Origin of the sequence: Luteolibacter yonseiensis (assembly GCF_016595465.1) — a bacterium.
Lineage (GTDB): Bacteria > Verrucomicrobiota > Verrucomicrobiia > Verrucomicrobiales > Akkermansiaceae > Luteolibacter > Luteolibacter yonseiensis.
The window spans coordinates 200,608-223,793 of the sequence record NZ_JAENIK010000011.1; the positions used below are offsets into that span (position 1 = coordinate 200,608).

A 23,186-nucleotide genomic window follows, 5' to 3' on the forward strand; every position below is an offset into this window, starting at 1 on the left:
GCGATCCCATAACCTGCCGAAAAGTGCCGACCGAAGCACTGAAGACGCCCGATTTTCCATGGCCAGCCAGCTCCTCCGTCCCACTGACAAACGTGTCCTCCTCATGGGGACCTGCCTTTGTGATGCCTTCTATGACGATGTGGCGCGTGCCACCGTCGAGGTTCTCGAACATCTGGGCGTCTCCGTGGAATTCCCCGACAACCAGACCTGCTGCGGCCAGCCAGCCTTCAACTCCGGAGATTGGGTGGCATCGCGGAAAGTCGCCCGTCACACCGCCTCGGTCTTCGCTGGCGACCTGCCGGTCATCGTCCCTTCCGGTTCCTGCGCGGCGATGAATTTCCATGGCAATACCCTCCAGTTTGAGGAAAAACCCGAAGCCGCCATCGACTCGCTCGCACGCCGGACGTGGGAGGTCATGGATTTCATCTACAACGGACTGGGTGTCAAAAAATGGCCTGGCAAATTTGATGAAACCACACGCATCGCTTTCCACCGTTCCTGCCACAGCCGCGGCACGGGCAGTGGCGAGGCGACCCTGAGGTTGTTGGAATCCATCGGGAACGCGGTTGTTTCCCCCTTCGGCCAGGCCGAGCAATGCTGTGGTTTCGGCGGCACCTTTTCCGTCACTTTCCCGCACATATCCGGCAGGATGGGATCGCTCAAACTCGACCACATTTTCGAGACAAATCCGGACATTCTGGTGAGCGGCGACATGTCCTGCCTCATGCACCTCACCGGCCTCGCCACCACCCAGGGCCGCCCGATCAAGCACCTGCACGCCATCCAGATCCTTAGAAACTCACTTCGTTGAATCCCCCTTTCATAATCCAGCCGCTTGGCGTAAACTGTCATCATGATCACACTCGACCGCATTACAACAGATCCCGGCCAAATGAATGGGCAGCCCTGTTTGCGGGGCATGCGGTTGACGGTGAGGCGTGTTTTGGAGATCGCCGCTCTCTACCCGGATTCCACGGAACGGAAACAGGAATTTCCCGAGCTTGAAGATGAAGACGTCAGGCAGGCACTTCATTACGCAGCCCTTCATCTGCCCGATCAAATCATTTCTCTCTCAGGCGATGCGTTGGTTGCTTGATCAAGGACTTCCCAGGACGGCTGCGGGCCTGCTTCGTGAAAAAGGCGAAGACGCCACACATGTGGGAGAGATTTCGATGTTTCATTCCAAAGATATCGACATCCTCCTGCACGCGGCCAGGGAAAACCAGATCGTGGTTACTCTTGATTCGGATTTCCATGCGCTGTTGGCGGTTTCCAATGCAAGCCAGCCTTCGGTAATCCGTCTCCGGGAAGAAGGGCTCCGCGGACAGAAGGTGTGTGAACTCATCCTCCGTCTGCGGGATAAATTTGACGATCAACTTTCAAAAGGCTGCGTTCTCACCGTAACAACGAATCAAGTGCGCCTGCGGCTTCTACCCATCAATTCCTAAAACTTCAATGATCGGCATCCAACCCATCGATCAATACGCCCGCGACATTTCGGACGAGAAGCAGCACTCGGTGATCGACGGCTCTTCAGCCGGCACGGAGAAGCGCTACTACGTCCTTCACAAGGATTATCCGGACCCGGACAAGCTGCGGAAGCTCGCGGCATCCATCAAGGATCACACCCTCAACCATCTCGGTGATTATCTGGCGAAAGCCGAAAAATCCCTGACGGAGCGCGGCGTCAAGGTGCACTTCGCCTCCACGGATGAGGACGCGCGGCAGACCATCCTTTCCATACTGCGCGGGCATGGTGTGTCGCAGCTCACGAAGTCGAAGTCGATGGCGGCGGAGGAGATCCACCTCAATCCGTTCCTGATTGAAAACGGTGTCGAGTGTCTGGAGTCCGACCTGGGTGAGTTCATCATCCAGCTTGATGGCGACGAGCCGTCACACATCGTCAAACCCATCATTCACAAGAATCGCCGGGAGATCGCCCGTACTTTCCAGCGGGAGGGGGTTGCCACGGATTACAATGATGATCCGGAAACCATCACCCGCCGCGCGCGCGTGCACTTCCGGAAAAAATACATGGAAGCGCAGGCCGTCATCACGGGCGCAAACTTCGTCTGCGCGGATACCGGCCGCATGGTCCTCGCTACGAACGAGGGGAATTCCCGTTTCGGCATGGCTCCGGTGCCGGTCCATATCGCCCTCGTCGGCATCGAAAAAATCATCCCCGAACAAAAGGATCTCGCGGTTTTCCTCAATCTTCTGGGCCGCTCCGCGACAGGCCAGCAGCTCACCGTTTACACCGAATTCATCAATGGCCCGCGCTCGGCGAACCAGCCGGACGGCCCGGACCACATGCACGTGGTCTTCATGGACAACGGCCGCACGGACGTGCTGGCGTCGAACTGCAAGGAAATCCTCCGCTGCATCCGCTGCGGTGCCTGCCAGAACGTCTGTCCGGTGTATCGGCAGGCATCCGGGCACGCCTACCGCTCGACCTACGGCGGACCCATCGGCGCGGTGCTTTCGCCCATCCTCTTTGGCAAGCGGTTTCCGGAACTCGCCGATCTGCCCAAGGCCTCATCCCTCTGCGGCGCTTGCAACGAAGTCTGCCCGGTTGACATCCCGATCCCCGATCTCCTGCTGAGGCTGCGCGACAAGGCCAAACGTGAGGAAATCCCTTCCGCCGGAGCCATCCCGATGTCGCCCTTCGCCCATCTCGCCACCTCGCCATCACTCTGGCGCACTGCGATGACGATGAGCAAGGCGATGAACCACCTGCCGATCCAGGTCGCGCCCATCAAACCGCTGCAGGACTGGCTCGGCCAGAGGACGCTGCCGGAATCCCATGGTGGGGATTTCAGAAAATGGATGAAGAACAGGAAAAATGCCAGCGGTTAGGCCTAACGTCAGAAACAATACGGCTGGCATGAAAATCGTCATTGAATCAGTTGGAGGACACTCTCCGGCCATCATGATCGTTGGTGAGCCCGAAGATTTGGTTCGGCTTGGAGCTCAAATTCAGAACCAAGCCGAAATCGTGTGTCGAAGCGGCGACATCGATAGGGAAATCCCAGTGGACGATGTTTCGGTCGATGGTATGCCGTTCGAGCGCCTCAGTCTCAAGCCTGTAAAAAACATTGAGCATTATCAGCACGTCAGGCGATCTGACGGACGATGGGACAAGCTTGTTTTAGCTGGGATCATCCTCTTTGTTCTCGGTATTCTGTTTTTCACCTTCCAAGGAATTCGAGCCGTGTTTTTCGAAAGATGAGCGGGTTTGATCGAAGATGCTGCTGAGCTGCCTATATCTCCCGCCTGATCCTATCTGACGTGATCATTTCCTCCAAATAACTTTCCACAACACTCTCCGACCCTTTCACCATGTCCCGCGCCGCCATCTTCGCAAAGATCGAATCCGCAACCTCCGTGCTGAAAACGAAGGTGCCGTATCCGGATTACGACATGTCCCTCGTCCACTCCGCGCCGAAGCTGGAAGGCACGGATCTGTGGGAAATTTTCTCCCGCAATTTCTCGGCGGTGAATGGCAAGCCCATGAATTCTGTCGAGCAGTTGATCGATTTCCTCAAAACGAACAACCAGCTCCGTGGCTACTGTGATCCCGCGCTTTATGACAGTATCGGCGGCGCACTCGCCGCTGCCGGGCTGACTGTCGAGACGGAATACGACCGCGAACGATTCGAGGACTACCAGTTCGGGATCACCCGCGCGACGGGTGCCATCGCCGAATCCGGCTCCGTCATTCTGGATGATTACAAGACCTCGCACCGGCTGGCAGCGCTCTCGCCGTGGGTTCATGTCGCGGTGGTCGAGCGGTCGGAAATCCACCGGACCATCCCGGACGCCATCGCCGCGTTTGGAGACAGCCCGAACATCATCTGGTGCACGGGGCCGTCGAAAACGGCGGACGTGGAGGGAATCCTGATCGAAGGGGTGCACGGGCCGGGCGAGCAGATCGCGCTGCTGCGGTGAAATTTTCCGCGCGGACGTTTGACATCCCGGCGCGGGCTGAAAGATTCGGCACATGTACGAAGCAAGCGGGAAAATCAAGTTGATCAGTGAGGTGCAATCGTTCGCCAGCGGCTTCACGAAGCGGGAGTTCGTCGTCACCACCGCGCACGACAAGTTTCCACAAGACCTGAAATTCGAGGTGGTGAAGGACAAGTGCTCGATGCTGGATTCCTTCAAGACCGGTGACGAGGTGCAGGTGAATTTCGACATCCGAGGGAACGAGTACAATGGAAAGTATTTCGTGAATCTTTCCTGTTGGAAACTCCAGGCCGCGGGTGCGGGCGGTGACGAGGCTCCGCGTTCCTCATCCTCCGCGCCGCGTGGCAACCAGCAGGCCTCCTCCAATGCCGAACCGACCATGTCGGATCTGCGCCGGGACGACGATTTCGATGATGTGCCGTTCTGAGGCTCCGCATCCGTCGGTCCCCGCACGAAGAAACTCTTGGCATTTTGCCCGATGGGGTGGAAGTTCGGGGCGCGATGGGACTGAGCCTTTCTGAATTGCGTGGTGGACTGCCGGAAGGTGGCCTGTTTGGCGGAGGAACGTGGCGCTGGTCGCCGGAGCCATTGAAGCTGACGCAGGGGGAGGCGCGGCAGATGATGTCGCTGGGCCATCCCCTGGCGCGGTTCCAACAAGCGTGTGACGGGCTTTACCGCCGCAGCGCCACCGGAAAATTGCCGGGTTGGCTGGCGGAGTTGCTGGACGAGGGAAAGCCGGACTGGCTGGTGAGGGTGCAGCGCGAGCCGGGCATGGCGGAGCAGTTTCCACGGGTCATCCGGCCGGACCTGATGCTGACGGAGTCGGGATTTTCCATGACCGAGCTGGACAGCGTGCCGGGTGGAATGGGCGTGACGGCCTGGCTTTCCCAAGTTTACGCGAAAGCGGGATTCGACGTTTTGGGCGGGCCGGATGGCATGATCGACGGTTTTCGCTCGCTGATGCCTGACGGCGGGAATGTCCTGGTTTCGGATGAGGCGGGTGACTACCGGCCCGAGATGGAATGGCTGACCCGGCAACTCGGCGCGGCGTGGAGCGTGGGAGCGGCGGAGGAATACGTACCGGACGGAAGGGCGCTTTATCGATTTTTCGAATTGTTCGACTGGGAGTCCATTTCTTCGGTGAAGCACCTCGCCGAGGAGTCCGCCGCCGGGAGATTGTCCATCACACCGCCGTTCAAGCCGCATCTGGAGGACAAGCTCTGGCTGGCGTTGCTTTGGTCGCCGGCGTTGAAAAAAGTCTGGGAGAGTGCTTTGCGCGGGAGCCACCTGAAGCGGTTGCGGGAGTTGGTGCCGTTCGGCTGGGTGCTGGACCCGGAACCGCTGCCACCACACGCGGCTCTGCCCCAGCTCAACGCCCATTCATGGGATGAGGTCGCGCAATTCAGCCAGAAGGAACGGAAGCTGGTGCTGAAGGTGAGCGGTTTCCACGAGACGGCCTGGGGCTCGCGCGGGGTGTTCATCGGCCACGACATGCCCTCCGCGGAATGGTCCGAGCGGTTGAGCACGGCCTTGGCGCAATCGTCCGAACAACCATGGATTCTACAGGAATTCCGCGAGGGGCGGCGGGTGGAGCATCCGGTCTTCCGCGAGGATGGATCGGTGGAGATGATGCAGGGGCGTGTGCGGCTGTGTCCCTACTTCTTCACGAATGACGCGGGGGAGACCAATTTCGGCGGCTGCCTCGCGACCATCGTGCCGGCGGATAAGAAGAAGATCCACGGGATGAGCGACGGGGTGCTGGTGCCGTGTGTGGTCGGGTGATCCGCGCGACCGTCGAGAGAAGCATCGGAGATCCGGGCATGGTGCTTCCCGCCTCCGCAGGAAAACGCAAAAAGACCCGGTGTTTCCACCGGGCCGTTTTAAAAATTTGATTCAGGAGGGAATCAGATGATTCCAGCCTTCTTGAGCGTCACGAAGGCACCGTTCTTGTTGACGGTCTTCAGCGCGCGGCAGGAAAGCTTGGTCTTCACGAACTTACCGAGTTCTGGAACCCAGATGCGCTTGGATTGAAGGTTTGGAGAGATCGTGCGCTTCACCACTTTGGTGACGTGACGACCGATACCGCCCTTTTTCTTGGCCAAACCTGAACGGTGAATTTTGCCGCCGGAGCGGACGCGGGTTCCTCGGATGCTGCAGATGCGTGCCATAATAGAAAGTGGTGGAGTTGCGGGACGCGGAGAATGGCCATGGGAATCAACCCGTCAAGACGAATCCTGATAATTTCGGCGTAAAATTTTACAAGTCCCCGTCCCGGAGTTCATCCACCCACCTCTCGATGTCGCGGAAAATGGCCTCTTTCTTCGCATCATACATCAGCAGATGGTAGGCCGAGGGGTAATTGTGGTAGGTTTTCGAGACGCCGGCGGGGATGCGGGCGACGAAGCCGCGGAGATCGGAGTCGTTGTTGAAATAATCCTGCCCGCCGTGGAGGACGAGGACGGGAGTGTTCAGGTGCGCGGCGCAGTCGTTCATGCTGTCGATGTGCCGGCCGAGCGTACCGATGAGCCGCAGCGTGTGCTTCTCGATGTTGTAGGAGTTCGTCTGCACCTGTTCCTTGTGGTGCGAGGTCTGGGTCATCTGCACGTCCTGCCCGCCCGCGAGCATGTCGAGGGAAATCCGGGCGAGCGGCAGGGTGGTGGCGGCGATCTGGACCAGCCCCGGCGTCCATGCCGGGATGTCGTCCCGGAAGCGCACGATGGGCGAGGAGAGGATGAGTCCGTCGCACGGCGGTTTGTCCGCCGGGGCCTGGCGCAAGGCATGGCTGGCGATGAGCGCGCCCATGCTCTCGCCGAACCAGATGATCTTCGCATCCGGGTGCTGCTCCTGGACGAGCTGGGTGAAGGCGAAGAGGTCGCGATACCAGTCCTGCGGATCGCCGATGTCGCCGCGGCGCGCGGTGATGGGGTCGCTGCCCTGGCCGCGGACCTCGTAGGCATACAGTCCGGTCTTGGGCTGGCGCTTGAGAAGGTGCTTTCCAAGATTGTCATAGTCGATCGACGCCCCGCAGAAACCGTGGATGCCGATGATGACCACATCCTGCTCCACCTTTTCAGAAATCCACTTGCGATAGCCGAATGAGTCGGACTTGGCGCTCGCTCCGAGCTGGAACTTCACCATTGTCGTCTCAGGCGGGGCACAGCCGCCGAGAACGAGCGCGGACAGACACGCGACGATCCTGCTGAGGGGGAGAGGGGGCGGACGTGTCACCCTGTGAATTTCGCAGAATCCGGGAATAAGGCAACCACGGAACCCGCACGAAAAAATCGCGCGGCGGCCGCAAGATTTTGAATGTCCGTCCGGGGGAATTCGTATATCATCACCGATGGCCTATGGCCGAACGTTCATGAAACCAATCACCTCCGCCATTTTGGCGATCCTGGCCATTCCGATGGCCGCTTCCGCAGCCCCACGGCTGGTTGTTTCCACCCCATCGCTCGCTCCCGAGTCCCAGATCGATCTTGTGCTCGATTCTCCCGTGATGGCGGTTTCCGATATAGGGAAAAACGTCGATAACACCTGGATCGACATCCAGCCCGCGCTTCCCGGCAGGCTGCTTTGGAAGGCTCCGAACATCGCCAGCTTCATTCCCGGGCAACCACCGGCGATCGGCACGAAATACACATTCTCGATTTCGGAGAACCATCACTATCTGGACGGCACACCCGTTCCGGCGGGCACTTTCGCAACCGCCGGGAGCGAGGCATTCCGCATCGTCGTGGCATTTGCCGTGAACCGCTGGCATGAGGATTACTCGCCATCCACAGGCGAGTGGGTGATTGTTTTCAATGATGCCGTGGATCCTTCCGCCGCGATCAACCATATCTCGTTCACCTCGAAAAACGGCCAGCGTGTCTCTGCCAAACTGGCCCGGGGCACCGCCGCGCAGGCAGGGTACTATGGGAGGAACAACAGGTCTTGGGCAGCACGTTTCCCCGGCTCGCCCATCCCGGAAATCACGCCGGAAACTCCCTTGGACAACGTCGTCGTCGCCTCGCCCGCCACACCGCTGCCGGTGGGCGAGGGGTGGGTCCTCTCGGTTTTCAACGGTGTGCCGAACAGCGGAGCCACCGCCCGCCTTCCGGATGATTCGACCCATGGCATCGGCGATGTGAAACCCTTCGAGGTCGCGCGCATCGAGCCATACCAGACCCCCGGCGAGCCCAGGCAGATCCGGATTGTTTTCAACCAACCCGTCCCGGCCTCGTTGCCGGTAGACTTCCTGGCAAAATGCATCGAGATGTATCCCCGTCCGGAAAATCTCAGCGCCACCCCTGACGGCAAGGTCATCACGCTGACCGGGGACTTTGATCAACTGAAAAAATGCAAGGTCACCTTCCGCCCTCCCTACACCTCGGCGGCAGGTCTTGACCTTGCCGGCCCGTTGAACAAGGAGATCGAATTCGGAAACTTCATTCCGGTGGTTTCCTTCCCCTCTCAGGATCAGGCACAGCTGGCCAACGGCACGCGAGGGTATCGGATGCTCACCCTCAATTTGGAAAGCGCCCGCCTGCGGGTCAAGAGACTCACCGGCGTGGATCAGATCCGCGCGTTCCAAGGCTACAGGCATGTTTCGGGGAATGGTCCCGACCACACCGCCATCGAACCCACCATCACCATTCCTTATCCGCTCATCAACGGTGAGACCGTGGTCGATAAGGAAATCCCGTTGGAGACACCGATCGACACCACCAAAATCGTGACCTTGAAATGGGATGATCTTTTGCCCCAGGGCCAGCGCACCGGAACTTTCTTTGTCGAAGCGGCGGGCACGGTGCTTCCCGATTATGAAGGAAACGGCACCGCGCCGACAGCGCAGTCGATCATCCAGCTCACAGACATCGGACTGTCGTGGAAGCTCACTTCCGGAGAGGCCTTCATCTACGCGTTTTCCTGTGATACCGGCGCCCCGCTCCCCGGTGTCAAAGTGGAGGTTTTCGGCGAGGACGCCGTGGCCATGCTGTCCGCCACCACGGATGCCGCTGGCATCGCCACTTTGCCACGAGACAAGGCGGCGCGTCATCTGCGTGCCTCCATTGGAAATGACACCTACCTCACCGCCTTCGATTCCTCACTGGAAACCGTGGGCTTGTGGCATTTCCCCATCCGCTATTCGTGGAACAAGTCACCCGAGTCCGCCCGAAAGGTGTTTCTCTTCTCGGACCGCTCGCTCTACCGTCCCGGTGAGACCGCGCGCGTGAAAGGCATCGTCCGCAGCCAGAGCGGAAACACGATGGAACCTGCGGACTCCGCGCCGGCCCGCATCGTCGTCATCGATCCCACTGAAAAGGAACTCCACACCAGCCCGGTGATCCTCTCCGCCAACGGTTCGTTCGATTTCACCTGGCAGATCCCGGAAGGAAAGGTCGGGTCCTACACCATCCGCCTCGAGTATCCCGAGGAGCTCGCCAAGGCTGAGGAGATTGAAGATGACTGGGAGGCACGGCAAGCCATCGCCGGAAACGCGAGTTTTGTCCTCCCGCTGCGTGTTGAGGAATTCCGTAGGAACGCGTTTGAAATCACCCAAACCATCGCCACACCCGGCCTTGGGGCCGGCAGCGTCCCGGTCGATCTTTCCGCGAAGTATTACCAAGGTCAACCGGTCGCGGGAGGCGGTGTGAAACACTTCAGCCGGGTGGTCGCGCGCAATCTTTATCCCGAGAGGTTTTCCGACTATCTGTTCGGAAACCACCGGGTCGACGACTGGTCGTATTGGTATCATTACTTCGGCTATCGCTCGGATGACGAAGGAGATTCCGGAAATCAGGCCACCCAGATCCAGGGAGAGACCCGGCTTGGGGCCGACGGCAGGGCCCGCATCATCACGCAGATCCCTCAGGCGGAGTTTCCCACCGCGCGCGAACTGACCATTTCTTCCGAAGTGACGGATGCGAACAACCAGACGCTCACCTCCACCAGCGAGGCGATCATCCATCCGGCGTCGGTCTACGTCGGAGTTTCCCGGACTGACAAACTCGTTCGCGCCGGCGATACCGTGGCACTGAAACTCGTCGCGACCGATACGGAGGGCGAGCCATACCCCGGAGCGGTGAAAGTTACCGCGACACTCAGCCGCGAGGTGAACTCCGCTGTGAAATCCCGCACCGATTCCGGGGCGACCGCCACGCGGAACGACGTCAGCGAGGAGATCATCACCACTGCGGAGCTCACGCTGGATCCCGCCGCCTCCGCCGGGCAAGGCACTGCTTTCAACGTCACACCCAAGGCCAACGGCCGTCATTTTCTGACGGTCAGCGGCACCGATCCCGGGGGGCGGAAATTCTCCACCGTCACTTATTTCAACGTCTATGGCACTGAGGAGTACCCGTGGCTCTACGAGGACGGCCTGAGGGTGAAGCTCGTGGCCGAGAAGAAATCGTACAAGCCCGGCGAAACCGCCCGGGTGCTGGTGCTCTCCCCCATCGAGGGCACCGCGCTTGTCACGGTGGAGCGTGAAAAAGTCCTGCGCTCGTTCCAGGTCCGGCTCAAGGCGGACAAACCGGTGATCGAGATTCCGCTCACCGATGACGACGCGCCCAATGCCTACGTTTCCGTGCTGATCGTCAAGGGGGCGAAGGAATCCGCCCGCGAGCACAAGGAACCCCAGCTCCGGCTGGGTTATTGCGAACTGACCGTGGAAAATCTCCGTGACCGGCTCGCCGTCTCCCTATCCGAGCCGGAAAAATCCTATCGCCCGGGAGGCGAGGTCGCCTTGAGCGGATCGGTCAGGCTTTCGACCGGAGCACCCGCCGCAGGCGCGGAAGTCACGCTCTACGCGGAGGATGAAGGCACGCTTGCTGTCATGGGTTACGAAACGCCGCGTCCGCTCGACTATTTTTACACCCCGCGCGAGCTGGATGTGGAGACCGGCACCTCGTTCCAGACTTTCATCTCCGAAGATCCCGAGCAGCAGGTTTTCCATAACAAGGGTTTCTTCATCGGAGGCGGTGGGGACATGAGCAAGCTGGCCGACCGGATGCGGAAAAACTTCGATCCCTGTGCCACCTGGGCACCCGCGATCCTTACTGATGAAGCGGGGAATTTTTCCCACCGCTTCAAGGTGCCGGACACTCTCACCCGCTACCGGGTCATCGCCATCGCGCACCATCAGGTGGCCCGGTTCGGCCACGCGGAATCCGGCATCGTCGTGAAGAAGGACCTCATGCTGGAGCCCAAGGCCCCGCGTTTCGCCAACCAGTCCGATACCTTCAACCCGCAGGTCCTCGTCCAGAATGCCTCGGACCACACCGGCACGTGGGAAATCAAGTTCGGCACGGGTGGAGGGTCGGAAACTCCCTGTGTCACCGCCACCGGGAATACCAGCCAGCTTGTCACCCTTGCTCCAGGAACCTCGACCACCGTGGTTTTTCCCGCACGGGCGGACGGCACGGGGGAGGCGGTCCTGAACTGGACGGCCACGCCGGTTTCCATCGAGGGTGGACAACTGACGGAACCTGTCAGGCTCCGGCTCTCGGACGCTGTCGAAACACGTTTCCCGGTCCACTACCCGATGCCCCTTCTCCGCCAGACGAAACTGGTCAAACTCGGAGCGAAACAGAATCTCCGCGATCAATTGGATTCGAATCTGCTGGATGGCACCGGCACCATCGAGCTCGGCTTTTCCCGCTCTCCGCTCGTGGAGGCGGCGGGTTCCATCGATTTCCTCCTCAGCTACCCGCACGGATGCGTCGAACAGACCACTTCGTCGCTCATGCCATGGTTCGCGGTGGAGGACCTGAAGTCCGTCGTGCCGCGCTTCGCGGCGATCCCTGAGCAGAAGATCCACGCCGCCATCCAGGCTGGAGCGGACAGGTTGCTGTCGATGCAACTGGCTGACGGTTCTTTCGCCTACTGGCCGGGCGCGACGGAATCGGCGCCTTGGGCGACCGCTTATGCCGGATTGGGGCTGATCATGGCGGCGGAAAAAGGAGCGAACGTCCCCGAATCCGCCACCGCCTCGCTGGTGAGGAACCTGACGGAAAGCCTCCGCGGCATCGCGGAGGTGAAATCCCCTGATCTCCTGGAAGGCCACACGAGGGCATTGCTTGTTCTTGCCTTGGCCGGCGAACCCCAGACCGCCTACCGGAACGTGCTCGTGGATCGCCTGGCGGATCTCACCCCGAGCGCCCGGTATCTGCTGGCCACCGCCATCGCGGTGGAGGATGAAGGAAATGAAGAGAACCTCGCCGTGGCGAAATCGGTCATTACCTCCGGCGTTCCATTCAAGTTGGAGGAGGATGGCTGGATGCCCTACCCGGCGACAGAGGCCTACCGGCTCATCGCCTGGCTCGCGGTCGAACCGGACGGCCCCGAGCCCGGCAAGGCGCTGGAACGCATGCTCGGCCAGCGCAATCCCTACGGCCAATGGAAGACCACCTGGGCAAATGGCTGGAGCCTCATGGCCATGGCCGCATTCGCGGCTCATGAGAATCTGGCCGACACTCCCGTGACCCTGACTTTGGATACGGACAAGGGAACCGAAACAATCTCGCTGGCAAGTGAAAGCCCGGTTGCCACACGCGGCTTCGCCCTTGCGCCGGAACTCAAGCTGGATCTTACCTCCGGGAGCGGGGGATATGTCCGCATGAACGTCGCGGCGAAGCCGAAGATCGTTCCCCTCCAGCCCGTTTCCCGCAACGGTCTTTCCATCGACCGCACCTATGAGCGCATCAAGGGAGACGGATCGGCGGAGGTGCTCACCGAACCCCGGGTGGGCGATCTCGTCCGCGTCACGCTGCGGGTGACATTGCCACAGGATGAAACGCGATACCTCGTCATTGAAGATGCCCTGCCAGGATTGTTTGAAGCCGTGAATACGGATTTCAAGTCACAGGGTCCCGCGATCGGCACACCCACGAGCGAAAACGACTGGAGGGTCAGCCATTCCGAACTCCGCACCGATCGGGCGGTCTTCTATCTGGATCACATCTGGAGGAAAGGGACCTATACCCTCACCTATCTGGCGCGCTGCACGGTCTCCGGCCAAGCCACCGCACCGCCGGCGAAGGTCGAGGAGATGTATGATCCTGAGAACTTCGCGCTCTCCGCATCACGGGTTTTCACGACGGATTGAGGATTCGAAACAACCTGCCCGTGAGGGGACGGGTGGAGACGCGCTCCACCCGGTGGATTGGAACCGTCCCCCTCACGGACGGTCGGGTTCACAACCCCCAGGCTCCGGCGTCCGCTCTTTTGGCGGCTCGTTCCAACTGGCGGAGATGATCTTCTTCCTGATGGGCCGGAATGCCGTTGGGAAGATCCGCAGGTTTGGTTTTGATGCGGGCTAGTCCCTTTTCGATCAACAACTGGTGCAGCCAGCGGGGCTTGCCGTTTTGCTGGATCCGGATGTGGGCGTGGTAGCGGTTGTCGCGGAACGGGCTGTCCCACTCGGTGTAGAGGGTGAAGGGTCGGCTGGCCAGCAGGTCGAGGGTGAACTTCCTGCCTTTTTTTCCGATTTCCACCGCCTGTTCGGGTGTGATGCCGTCGCCCATCTCGGCAGCTTGTTGCCGGATGCGCTCGTGGTTCGTCTTGCCATCCGGGTAGGTTTTGAAATCGGTTTCCGGTGTATCCACGAAGTAGAGGCGGAACTCTTCGGTTCTCCCGTCCGGGAGGCGGACGAAGAAACTGTCGCCATCATTGTTGCGGGCTTCCGCGAGGGTGCAGTTTTCAAACATCTCGTAGCGGGTGGATTTTTTCGAAGTTTGGCTTTTCCGGGATACCTCGGGAACAGGGAGCTCCCCGGGTGACGCGGGTTTCCATCCGGGGACGGATTTTCCACCCGGTTTGGTAACCAATTGGCTCCCGTTGTAAAGCCAGATGGCGACGGCTGCGGCGACCAGAAGCAGGCTGAACCAGGATTTCCGTGGGGCAGGCCGCCGGGACATGGTCAGATTCCCTTGTAGCCCGCGTAATCCTGGTAGGTGCCGGTGGGCATGACCACCGGCCGCCACTCGCGGTTCAGCTTGCGGTATTTGTTGATGAACTGGGTGGGGTCCGCCCAGTTCACCATATCGGAGGGCACGCCGTTCCTCGCCATGCCGATGGTGATGTTGTGCCGGATCTCGAAATGGAGATGGGCCGGATACATGCCGAAGTTGCTGCCGATCGTCCCGATCTGCTGGCCGCGTTTCACCGGCTGGCCGTCCTTGACCATGATCTGGTTGAGGTGGCCGTTGAGGGTGTCGCAGAATTTCACCTGTCCGGTGCCGGGGTCGCGGTAGGCGTGGCGTGTCAGGACGACGTTGCCCCACCCGGCCCGCACGTTGTGGGCGAAGGTGACGATGCCGTCCGCGACCGCGTAAACCGGGTCTCCGAGGTCGGTGTCACCACCCGTGCGGCCGTTCCAGTCCTCGCCGTAGTGCTTGGGTTCGCGGAGGCGAAGGCCGCGGGCCTTGTAGTAGCCGTCCGCATTCGGTTTGCCGACGGGGAAGTCAAAACCATCCGCGAGGTTGATCTTGATTTCCGCCCCAGCGGGAAGTGCGAGAAGCAGGAGTCCGAGAAGGATTGTTCCGATTTTCCGCCATTTTTTGGCACCAAAGGTCATCGGCCATCACTCCACTCTCGGACGCCGCCAGCCGCAAGTGTAAAAAAATGCGCCGTTTCGACACGGAATGTCATTGATTTTGAAGGGCGAGGGGAATGCGGTACAAAAAAAGCGGCCTCCCGTGAAGGAGGCCGCCTGGTGAGATTTCCGGATCAGGCGGATTATTCGCCGATCTTCAGCGGACGATAGCCGCCGATGGACTTGAAGTAGAAGAACAGCAGGAGATAGACGACCGACATGATCAGCGGAATGTAAGAGTCCGCCTTGAGTGTCGCGCGGTCACCTTGCTGGTCGGCGAGGACGACGGCCTTCTGGGCGTCGGTTTTCTCCGTTGCTTCTTTGGCGGCGGCGAGTTTCTTGCCATCCAGACCGTAAGCGGCGGTCGAGGGGATGTTGAGGAAGGTGGAAGGTTTCTCAGCCTTGTATTCGGCATAGAGCGCGGCATTTGAAGACTGGAGGGATTCTCCGGTGAAACGGTCCTTGGCATAGCCGAGTCCGGGAGTGCCGATCAGGCCCGCCGACATCATGCCGATGCCGCCCATGATTGACATCGCGATGGCTCCGGTATGTGGGAAGCGGTCGCCCACCACGGCGAGCATGGTTGGCCAGAAGAAGGTTTTGCCGACGGCGTAGATGCCGAGTGCGACAAGCGCCATGCCGAAGGTGTGCATGTTGACCGCCAGGGTGAGACCGATGAAACCGATCACCGAGCAGGCGAGCAGCAGGCCGATGGGGGAGAGCTTGAGCTTGGTTTCGAGCCAATGCGCGCAGAACCGGAGGCCGAACATGATGGCGGAGGTCCAGAGGAAGAGATACTTGCCTTGCTCCGAGGTGAAGAGGTTGCCGGTGATGTTCTGGATCCAGCCGTCGGTGCCGAGCTCGACCGCTCCGACCAGGGCGTGGGTGACGAAGAGAACAAAGAGCAGGATGGAACCAAGAGAGAAGCTTGTCATCACCGCCACGCCAACCAGCAGGATCCCGCCGATGCCATAGCCGATGATGTTCGAGTATTCCGGCGAGACGCCTTTGAAAAGATCGCCGAAGAAGAGGGCGAGGAGGTAACACGCGACCACGGCACCCAGGATGCCGACGGATTTGAACATCTCCACGAAGCTGGAGCCTTTTTCCGCGGCTTCCGACTTCGGATATTTCTGACCGAGGAACATCAGTCCGTAAGCGGCGGTTGGAATGAGGTAGAGGGCGAGCTGGAGTTTCCAGCTGAGAGCCATCTTGTCGTCAAGCACCCATCCGGCTGCGGCACCGATGATCATGCCGGCGGGCCATGCGGCGTGCAGGATGTTCAGATAATGAGTCCGTTGGTTGGGGAAAAGGGTGGCGACGAGAGGATTCGCAACGGCTTCCAAGGTGCCGTTCGCAAAGGCGAAAAGGAACATGCCCCAGTAGAGGAAATTGTAGGCATTTTCCGGAGTGCTGGCCCCGAAAGTGACAAACGCGGAAAGGATGTGGCAAAGGAGCGCGACGACGACAAGTTTTCCGTAGCCGATCTTGTCCACGATCACACCGCCGCCGAAAATACCGAAACAGAAGCCGATGAAACCGGCACCGCCGATCGCTCCTAATTGAGCTCCCGTGAAACCGTATTCCTTCGACCAGTTGTCGAAGATACCGCCACGGATGGCGAAGCCGACACCGGCTGCGAGGATGGCCATGAAGCCGGCCCATAGGAGCCGTTTGGCGTTTGGTACTGTGGATACGTCTGAGTTTGTCATATTGGGGTTTATTGTCTGCGGGAATTATCCGGTATGGCGGCGTATGGCAAGGATCTATCTGGGGGAGAAATGGCGATTTTCACCCGGTCAATCCCTGGAAGGGAGGGGAAATCGGTGCGGATTACCGGATTTCGGGAGTCCGTCTTTCAAAAGCGGTGACAATTCAACCCCAGGGCGGGCTTTTGCGAGTATTTGGCATTACCTGAAAAATGTGGTAAATTGATATTCCATGAAAGGTGGTCCCCATGAAAAAAATCCTGATACACACTTCGGCATTGTTCGCCTCGGCCCTGATTGCCCAGGCCCAGATGAGCCAGTATAGCCATGGAAATCCCACGGCTGAGGAGCAGTATATGCTCGAGCTGATCAACCGGGCCCGGGCCGCTCCCGCCGCGGAAGGACAGTTTCTCGTCAGTCAGAAAAACCCTGATATCAAGGTGGCTTTTGATTACTTCAAAGTGAACCTCAATCGCGTTAAGCAGGATTTTTCGGGTTATGCGGTGCGTCCGCCCCTTACTTTTCATCCGGATCTGTTGGCAGCGGCCCGCCGGCACAGCACCGACATGGCGAAGAAAAATTTCCAGTCCCACACGGGTAGCGATGACTCCAGTCCGACGGGCCGTGTGAAGGCGGCGGGATACGATCCGATTTCGGTCAATGAGAACATTTTTTCAAAATCGGTCCAGACCCCCCTTTACGCCCATGTCGGTTTGAATGTCGATTGGGGACCATACCCGAACGGCGTGCAATCGACTCCGATCCACCGGCAGACCATCATGGGTCTCGCCGGGTATGATTTCCGGGAGATCGGCATCGGTATCGTCGCCCGCACGGGGTCGAATGCCACGAAGAATGGCAAATTTGCGATCACCCAAAATTTCGCAAGTCGGCAAAATTCCCCGAATTTCCTGGTGGGAGTGGTTTATTCGGACACCAACGGAAACGGCAGCTATGATCCGAATGAAGGGTTGTCAGGCGTCAAGGTCACGCCGCAGGTGGGTGGTTGGTTTGCGGAGACTTCTACATCAGGAGGTTATGCGATTCCGTTTCCGGAGGCTCCCGGAGCAAGCAGTGTTGTGTTCAGCGGAGGCAGCCTGCCAAGGCCGCTGACGCGCGATTTCTCGCTTACCGACAGGAATGTGAAGCTGGATCTGCGGGTCGCTTCCGAGCAGCCGGTGATCCGTCTCCAGAAAGTGGACTCTGTCGCGCGTGAAGGTGGACCAGCCTCCGGTCGGACCGCCGTATTCAGGGTTGTCCGGGCGGGTTCCACAATAGGCGACCTCCGTGTCGATATCGGTCGCTCGATCGATAGCGGCAGCGGAAAAGCATCGCCCAAGGACTATAAGATCTCGGCGGTCAAGCCCGCCCGCGTTGAAGTCCCGGGCAACAAAAGCAAGAAATTCCCGGTGATCATTCCCGCGGGGGCGGATCATGCCGACGTCAAGATCACCGCGGTGGGCGACAAGACGACCGAACCGAAGGAGGTTGTTTCCTTCACGTTGCGGAGCGGAACCGGGTATCAGGTCGGAACGCCAACCAGCGTCACGATTTCGATCAAGAAGTAGGGCCGATGCTCAGAGGTCGGCGTCCTGATGGGATCCTCCCACCGGGGCGTCGGAGAAGACGATGCAACGGTCCAGCACCGCATCGCCTGAAACGCGGGCTCCGGGCCAGATAACGCTGTCTCGGATTACCGCTCCCTCCTCCACGACTGATCCGGGGCCGATTGCGGATCGTTCGATGACGGCTCCCGCCCCGATCCGGGCCTCAGGATGGATGCCTTCCGCAAGAGCAAGCTCGCGATGGGCTTGCAGGTAGGATTCCCGATCGCCCAGATCCAGCCACACCCCCTCGTCGAGAATGATCGCACCCAGCGTGCCTTCTTTCGCAAGTTCGAGGAAGGCGGGGATGACGGAGATTTTCTCGCCTGCCGGGATGAGTTCGAGAAAGTCCGGGTTGACGCAGTAGATGCCGCTGAAAACATGCGTTCCACCGGCGATTCCCAACATATTCCGGATGTCCCGTACCCGTGTGCCCGACTCATCGAGCGCGATGTGGCTGGCCACGCCTTCGGAGCGCAGTGCCAAGGTCACGGGCAGCCCGGAAGCCTTGTGTGCGGAGACCAGTTTCTCCAGCGGCATCGTGGAGAAGATGTCGCCATTGTGAACCAGCAACGGATCGCCGCCCATCCAATACGCCAGATTTTTCAGTCCGCCGCCGGTCTCCAGCAGGTCGGGTTCATGGAAAAAGGTGACATCCCTTCCAGCTCCAAACCCTTCCCAAGCTTCGGGCAGGTGATGGGTGTTGACGGCAAAGCGGTCGATGCCGATACCGGCACAGGCTTCCACCGCCCATCCCGCGAGGGGCTGGTGAAACAGCGGCACCAAGGGTTTTGGCAGGCGGCCGGTGAGCGGGCGCAGGCGATTTCCGAGACCGGCGCCGAGGATGAAGGCTTGTTTCACGCGGCCTGCTTTGACGGGAGGAAGGCGGGAATTCAAGCCCGGGTTGGATCGACCGGTGAAAAGTCCCGCATCGGCCCATCGCCTACCCCTCCTTGGCTTCCTGCTCCTCTTTGCTCCACTCGAAAACCGGGAGTTTCGTCCGGTCCAGATCCCTCAGGTGAGGATCGTTCTTACGGGCGGGTTCGTCGGCCCGGCGATATTGCCAGTCGTTCTTCCCGAAGATCTCCTCGCAGAGGCCGGCCACCCCGGGATCGTAGTCGATGAGTTCCTGGCGCGTGTTCACATGGTTGTGAAGCGCGTCGTTCTCACGGTTCGTGCCAAACCACGATTGCACGGCCTCCGCCCAATACTCCGAGTGATTTTCAGCGGCATATTTGCCCTTCCATTTTCCCGAGGCCATCGCCTCGTCATAGGCCGCCTTCAGCCGCCTGTCGAAAGTGGGGTCGAGTTTTTCCATACCCATGAGGTGGATCGCATGGGCGAATTCGTGGACCAGGATGTTTTCCGTGGAGTAAGGGTCACCCTTGCAGCAGAGGACATTCTCCTCCGCACAGCTCACGGCGGGCCGCTCATGGGTGGCTCCGAGTCCCCGTGCACGGCGGTTCCAATAGGACTTCGGCGTGAGATCCGAATGTTCCGGGATGTCGCAGGTTCTCTCGCTGGCGGCCATCACGGCGAGGCGGATGCGCGCCTTCGCCATGGACCGGAAAATGTCCGCGCGCCCGGCCAGCATCCCCCTGACGATGACGGCGGATTCCAGCAGCGCGGCGTCCATGACCTTTTCCGAGGAGACGACAGGGAAACCCTCGATGGAGATGATCTTCTGATAGAACGGCGGAAGCTTGAACTCCTGCCGCACCTCCGTCGGAATCGGTGAAACCCGGTCCTCCGCCCATGTGGAAAGAGGAATCATCGCCAGCATCCAGAACAAAACCCGCATCCGCGCATGTTGGCGGTTCCGTTGGAAATCGCAAGAACCCGGGAGGGGTAGCCATTTCCGCCTCCGCGTGCTGGACAAACCGGCTTCCCTGGGCGAGAAGAAAGCCCCGCAGGATGCAACCGGAAATTTCCTCTCGCTCGGATTTGTGCGATTCCCACCGGGAAGAGGTGGCGAGTCTGCTGACCCACGCGCTGGGGACGCTGCTGAGTGTCGTGGCGCTGGTGGTCATGCTGGTCCTTTCCGAAGGCGAGCCGTTGAAAATCGTCTCGGCGGCGGTGTTCGGCACATCCCTGATCCTGTTGTATGCCTCGTCCACCCTCTATCACTTCTTCACTTCCGCACGGTGGAAGGCACGTTTCCAATCGCTCGACCACGCCTGCATCTATCTTCTGATCGCCGGGTCCTACACGCCCATCACCCTCGTCACCCTGCGCGGAGCGACGGGTTGGTGGTTGTTCGGGACCGTATGGTCGCTCGCCATCCTGGGGGTGCTCATCAAGACGCTGCGCAAGGGGAGAAAAGGTCATTGGATCTCCACAACCCTTTATCTGGCGATGGGGTGGCTCATTCTCTTCGCCTTCGCCCCGCTCGTCCGGAACCTGCCCATGGCGGGTGTCTGGTGGCTTGTCGCCGGGGGACTCACCTATTCCTTCGGCATCATTTTCTATGCCTGGAACCGCCTTCCGTTCAATCACGCCATCTGGCATCTCTTCGTGATGGGGGGGAGTTCCTGCCATGTGCTGGCCGTGGCACGATACGTCCTTCCCTGAAAAATGCCCGAGCTCCCAGAAGTCGAAACCACCCGCCGGGGCATCGAGCCGCATGTCATCGGCGCGAAAATGACCGAATTCATCGTGCGCCGTCACGACCTGCGCCAGCCGGTTCCCGAAAATCTGAGCGCTTTGGAGGGGCGGACCATCACCGCCGTCAGCCGCCGCTCGAAGTATCTGTTGTTGGAAGTCGACGACGGCACCCGCCTGCTTGTCCACCTCGGCATGTCCGGCAGTCTGCGGCTGATGGACCCGGCGGAGGATTGGAAAAAGCACGACCACGTGGGCATCACCCTGGATAACGGCAAACAACTGCGTTTCCATGATCCCCGCAGGTTCGGGCTGATCCTGTGGCTGACGGAAGCCGATCCGATGTCCCATGACCTGCTGAAAAACCTCGGCCCGGAGCCCTTGGAAAACGGCTTCACCGTGACGCATCTCCAGGCCGCCTGCGCGAAACGCTCCTCGGCCATCAAGCTCGTCATCATGGATGCGAAGGTGGTCGTCGGGGTGGGGAACATCTACGCGTCGGAAGCCCTGTTCCGTGCGCGCATCCTTCCGGAAACACCGGCGAACAAGATCTCAAAACCCGGATTGGCAAAACTCGTCACCGCCATCCGCGAGGTCCTGGCGGATGCGATCCGGGAAGGCGGCACCACCTTGCGGGATTTCGTCAACTCGGACGGCAAGGCGGGCTATTTCCAACAGCGGCTCTTTGTTTACGATCGGAAAGGCGAGCCGTGCCGTGTTTGTGAAACGCCCGTCCGGCACGCGATCCTCGGCCAGCGTTCGACCTACTGGTGCCCGCGTTGCCAGAAGTAGTCCTTATTTTTCCGAGGCGATCAAATCCACCAGATGGCCTCCATGGGCGGTGACCCACTTGCCTTTTTTCACGACTTTCGTGAATCCGAGCCCGCTGCCGGCCGCGGCTTTGAAAACCTCCCATGCCTGGGTCGCCAGGATTCCGGAGACGATCAGGTCGCCCTTGGGTGCCAGGGATTTCGCGATGACGGGCCATGCCTCGATCAGCACGGTGGAAAACAGGTTCGCCATCACCACGTCGTAGCCTTTCTTGCGCGGTTTCCATTTCAGCACGTCCTGCTCGGCCATCAGGATTTCAGGGGTGCCGTTGCGTCCGGTGTTGCGGATGGCCACCTCCACCGCGAGGGGATCGAAATCACAGGCATAGGTTTCGCCCGATCCGAGCTTCCGGGCGGCGATCGCCAGCACCCCGGTGCCGGTTCCGAGATCTGCGACGGTCCAGTCCGTGCCCTTGCGGGCTCTCGCGACGTCCACCAGCAGCCGCAGGCACGTCGATGTCGTGGCGTGGTCGCCCGTGCCAAACGCCATTTCCGGCGGGATGACGATGATCTCACGCTTCGGGTTCGCCTTTTTCAGTGCGGCGAGTTCCTTCGGGCGGTTTTCCGCCGTCAGCACGAAGACATCGCGCACCTTCACCGGTCGCGGTGCTTCCACCGGCTTGTTCCATTCGGAATTGGCCATCTTGCGCACGCTGCCGCCGAACTGGGCGACCACGGCATCCGCCTCCATCCGGGTGGCGCAGAAAAGCCGCACCCGGATGGATTTTCCACCTTTGACCACCTCGATGACCAGATTGGGATTCCCGGCGAACCGTTCTTCCCAAGCATCCATCCATTGGGCGGCGGAGAGTTTCGACCAGACAAACATGTGAGAAATTGTGTTGGGAGGTGAAATATAGGCAACAAAAAACCCGCTGTTGTTCAGCGGGTTGTGTGTGATAACCGGTGCTCCTTTGAATGGAGCGGGCGATGAGATTCGAACTCACGACATCCACCTTGGCAAGGTGGCGCTCTACCACTGAGCTACGCCCGCGTTGCTTAACGCGCCGGGGGCTTTCTACATGGGCGCGGATGAGGGGCAAGACAAAATTAACAAATTTTCCATGTTCATTTCTCCGGGGCTGAGTTTCCTTTGCCGCACGCCATGTCCGACAAGCTCGCAGAAATCATCGCCACCAAACACCAGGAGGTCGCCGCACTCATGCCCCGCGCCGCGTTGCTGCGGGCCGGAGCCATCCAACGCAACGATTTCGGCGGGTTCCGCGCCGCCATCGACCGCGGCCCCGGCAGGCTGGGAGTCATCGCCGAGGTAAAGAAGGCGTCTCCCTCGGTGGGTCTCATCGATCCGAACTTCGACCCCGTCCGCCAGGCGAAACGCTATCTGGAAGGTGGAGCGTCCTGTCTTTCCATCCTCACCGACGAGAAATATTTCCAAGGATCGCTCAGCTACCTCTCGCAGATTTCGAAATTCTCCTCCGCCCCGCTGCTGCGGAAGGATTTCACCGTGCACGAGGTGCAGATCCACGAGGCCGTGGTCACCGGCGCGGATGCCATCCTGCTCATCGTCGCCGCTTTGGACGATGCCACGCTGCGCCATCTCTACGACGAGGCGAAGTCCTTCCAGCTCGACGTGCTGGTGGAGGTTCATGATCTCCCGGAAATGGAACGCGCCCTCGAACTCGGCGCGGACCTCATCGGCGTGAACAACAGGAATCTCAAAACCTTCGAGGTGGATCTCGCCACCACCGAGCGCCTTGCGGAGGAGGTGCCGGATGATGTGCTGCTGGTTTCCGAAAGCGGCATCAAGTCGCTGGCGGACGCCCAGCGGGTGCTGGATGCGGGGGCGAACGCGGTGCTGATCGGTGAGACCCTGATGCGGGCCCACGATCCTTCGCGGGAAATCGAGGCGTATCTCGCACTGGAAATCTCGTGATTC

21 protein-coding genes and 1 tRNA gene are annotated in these 23,186 nt (G+C 60.1%); 13 read left to right on the top strand and 9 right to left on the bottom strand.

Features of this window, described 5'->3' with window-relative positions; all coding sequences use genetic code 11:
• Window positions 1-58 precede the first annotated feature (58 nt).
• The 8 genes from JIN84_RS10565 to JIN84_RS10600 all read left to right on the top strand — a co-directional run bounded on the left by JIN84_RS10565 (window position 59) and on the right by JIN84_RS10600 (window position 5,748).
• Entirely contained in the window at window positions 59-811 is a 753-nt protein-coding gene (locus tag JIN84_RS10565; protein ID WP_200351012.1) for a (Fe-S)-binding protein, read from the top strand.
• Between the two features lie 45 nt (window positions 812-856).
• Entirely contained in the window at window positions 857-1,096 is a 240-nt protein-coding gene (locus JIN84_RS23475; RefSeq protein WP_345715244.1) for a DUF433 domain-containing protein, read from the top strand.
• A complete protein-coding gene (locus JIN84_RS10575) occupies window positions 1,008-1,448 on the top strand; it encodes a DUF5615 family PIN-like protein (protein WP_200351014.1) in 441 nt (146 codons plus the stop codon). The genes JIN84_RS23475 and JIN84_RS10575 overlap by 89 nt, the downstream gene beginning before the upstream one ends.
• A gap of 7 nt (window positions 1,449-1,455) precedes the next feature.
• Window positions 1,456-2,856: a lactate utilization protein B gene (locus JIN84_RS10580; protein ID WP_200351015.1), complete on the top strand. Its 1,401-nt coding sequence runs from the start codon at window positions 1,456-1,458 to the stop codon at window positions 2,854-2,856.
• 28 nt (window positions 2,857-2,884) lie between these two features.
• The gene (locus tag JIN84_RS10585; RefSeq protein ID WP_200351016.1) at window positions 2,885-3,229 is read left to right on the top strand and encodes a hypothetical protein; all 345 of its coding nucleotides are present in this window, start codon (window positions 2,885-2,887) and stop codon (window positions 3,227-3,229) included.
• A gap of 110 nt (window positions 3,230-3,339) precedes the next feature.
• Window positions 3,340-3,948, top strand: a complete 609-nt coding sequence (locus tag JIN84_RS10590; protein ID WP_200351017.1) for a LutC/YkgG family protein — start codon at window positions 3,340-3,342, stop codon at window positions 3,946-3,948.
• Between the two features lie 52 nt (window positions 3,949-4,000).
• Window positions 4,001-4,393: a DUF3127 domain-containing protein gene (locus JIN84_RS10595; RefSeq protein ID WP_200351018.1), complete on the top strand. Its 393-nt coding sequence runs from the start codon at window positions 4,001-4,003 to the stop codon at window positions 4,391-4,393.
• Between the two features lie 74 nt (window positions 4,394-4,467).
• Complete coding sequence (locus JIN84_RS10600; RefSeq protein WP_200351019.1) at window positions 4,468-5,748, top strand: hypothetical protein; 1,281 nt, start codon at window positions 4,468-4,470, stop codon at window positions 5,746-5,748.
• 122 nt (window positions 5,749-5,870) lie between these two features.
• Here the strand turns inward: JIN84_RS10600 and JIN84_RS10605 are convergent, their stop codons facing one another.
• Together JIN84_RS10605 and JIN84_RS10610 are read right to left on the bottom strand one after the other, a co-directional pair.
• Window positions 5,871-6,134 carry a large ribosomal subunit protein bL28 gene (locus JIN84_RS10605; RefSeq protein WP_200351020.1) on the bottom strand — a complete coding sequence of 88 codons (264 nt, stop codon included), beginning with the start codon at window positions 6,132-6,134 and terminating at the stop codon, window positions 5,871-5,873.
• A gap of 88 nt (window positions 6,135-6,222) precedes the next feature.
• Complete coding sequence (locus tag JIN84_RS10610) at window positions 6,223-7,194, bottom strand: alpha/beta fold hydrolase (protein ID WP_200351021.1); 972 nt, start codon at window positions 7,192-7,194, stop codon at window positions 6,223-6,225.
• A gap of 136 nt (window positions 7,195-7,330) precedes the next feature.
• On the opposite strand from JIN84_RS10610, the gene JIN84_RS10615 reads away from it, so the two are divergent.
• The gene (locus JIN84_RS10615) at window positions 7,331-13,057 is read left to right on the top strand and encodes an alpha-2-macroglobulin family protein (protein ID WP_200351022.1); all 5,727 of its coding nucleotides are present in this window, start codon (window positions 7,331-7,333) and stop codon (window positions 13,055-13,057) included.
• A gap of 88 nt (window positions 13,058-13,145) precedes the next feature.
• Here the strand turns inward: JIN84_RS10615 and JIN84_RS10620 are convergent, their stop codons facing one another.
• The 3 genes from JIN84_RS10620 to JIN84_RS10630 all read right to left on the bottom strand — a co-directional run bounded on the left by JIN84_RS10620 (window position 13,146) and on the right by JIN84_RS10630 (window position 16,197).
• On the bottom strand, window positions 13,146-13,868 hold the full coding sequence (locus tag JIN84_RS10620; protein WP_200351023.1) for a thermonuclease family protein: 723 nt from the start codon (window positions 13,866-13,868) through the stop codon (window positions 13,146-13,148).
• Window positions 13,869-13,870: 2 nt separating this feature from the next.
• On the bottom strand, window positions 13,871-14,527 hold the full coding sequence (locus tag JIN84_RS10625) for a M23 family metallopeptidase (RefSeq protein WP_200351024.1): 657 nt from the start codon (window positions 14,525-14,527) through the stop codon (window positions 13,871-13,873).
• A gap of 161 nt (window positions 14,528-14,688) precedes the next feature.
• Window positions 14,689-16,197 (bottom strand): MFS transporter, encoded by a 1,509-nt coding sequence (locus JIN84_RS10630; RefSeq protein ID WP_234043430.1) that lies wholly within the window; start codon window positions 16,195-16,197, stop codon window positions 14,689-14,691.
• Window positions 16,198-16,502: 305 nt separating this feature from the next.
• Between JIN84_RS10630 and JIN84_RS10635 the strand changes: the two genes are divergently transcribed.
• Complete coding sequence (locus tag JIN84_RS10635; protein WP_200351026.1) at window positions 16,503-17,822, top strand: CAP domain-containing protein; 1,320 nt, start codon at window positions 16,503-16,505, stop codon at window positions 17,820-17,822.
• Between the two features lie 9 nt (window positions 17,823-17,831).
• On the opposite strand, the gene JIN84_RS10640 is transcribed toward JIN84_RS10635, so the two are convergent.
• On the bottom strand, window positions 17,832-18,755 hold the full coding sequence (locus tag JIN84_RS10640) for a sugar phosphate nucleotidyltransferase (RefSeq protein WP_200351027.1): 924 nt from the start codon (window positions 18,753-18,755) through the stop codon (window positions 17,832-17,834).
• Between the two features lie 46 nt (window positions 18,756-18,801).
• Complete coding sequence (locus tag JIN84_RS10645) at window positions 18,802-19,659, bottom strand: hypothetical protein (RefSeq protein ID WP_200351028.1); 858 nt, start codon at window positions 19,657-19,659, stop codon at window positions 18,802-18,804.
• A 143-nt stretch (window positions 19,660-19,802) separates the two neighbouring features.
• Here JIN84_RS10645 and trhA point away from each other — a divergent pair, with 143 nt between their 5' ends.
• Together trhA and mutM are read left to right on the top strand one after the other, a co-directional pair.
• Complete coding sequence (gene trhA, locus JIN84_RS10650) at window positions 19,803-20,429, top strand: PAQR family membrane homeostasis protein TrhA (protein ID WP_200351029.1); 627 nt, start codon at window positions 19,803-19,805, stop codon at window positions 20,427-20,429.
• A gap of 3 nt (window positions 20,430-20,432) precedes the next feature.
• A complete protein-coding gene (gene mutM / locus JIN84_RS10655; RefSeq protein ID WP_200351030.1) occupies window positions 20,433-21,251 on the top strand; it encodes a bifunctional DNA-formamidopyrimidine glycosylase/DNA-(apurinic or apyrimidinic site) lyase in 819 nt (272 codons plus the stop codon).
• A gap of 3 nt (window positions 21,252-21,254) precedes the next feature.
• Here the strand turns inward: mutM and JIN84_RS10660 are convergent, their stop codons facing one another.
• Both JIN84_RS10660 and JIN84_RS10665 read right to left on the bottom strand, forming a co-directional pair.
• Window positions 21,255-22,118, bottom strand: a complete 864-nt coding sequence (locus JIN84_RS10660) for a 50S ribosomal protein L11 methyltransferase (RefSeq protein WP_200351031.1) — start codon at window positions 22,116-22,118, stop codon at window positions 21,255-21,257.
• Between the two features lie 90 nt (window positions 22,119-22,208).
• Window positions 22,209-22,283: transfer RNA gene (locus tag JIN84_RS10665), tRNA-Gly, on the bottom strand.
• A 111-nt stretch (window positions 22,284-22,394) separates the two neighbouring features.
• On the opposite strand from JIN84_RS10665, the gene trpC reads away from it, so the two are divergent.
• Window positions 22,395-23,183, top strand: a complete 789-nt coding sequence (gene trpC / locus JIN84_RS10670; RefSeq protein WP_200351032.1) for an indole-3-glycerol phosphate synthase TrpC — start codon at window positions 22,395-22,397, stop codon at window positions 23,181-23,183.
• Window positions 23,184-23,186: the final 3 nt, after the last annotated feature.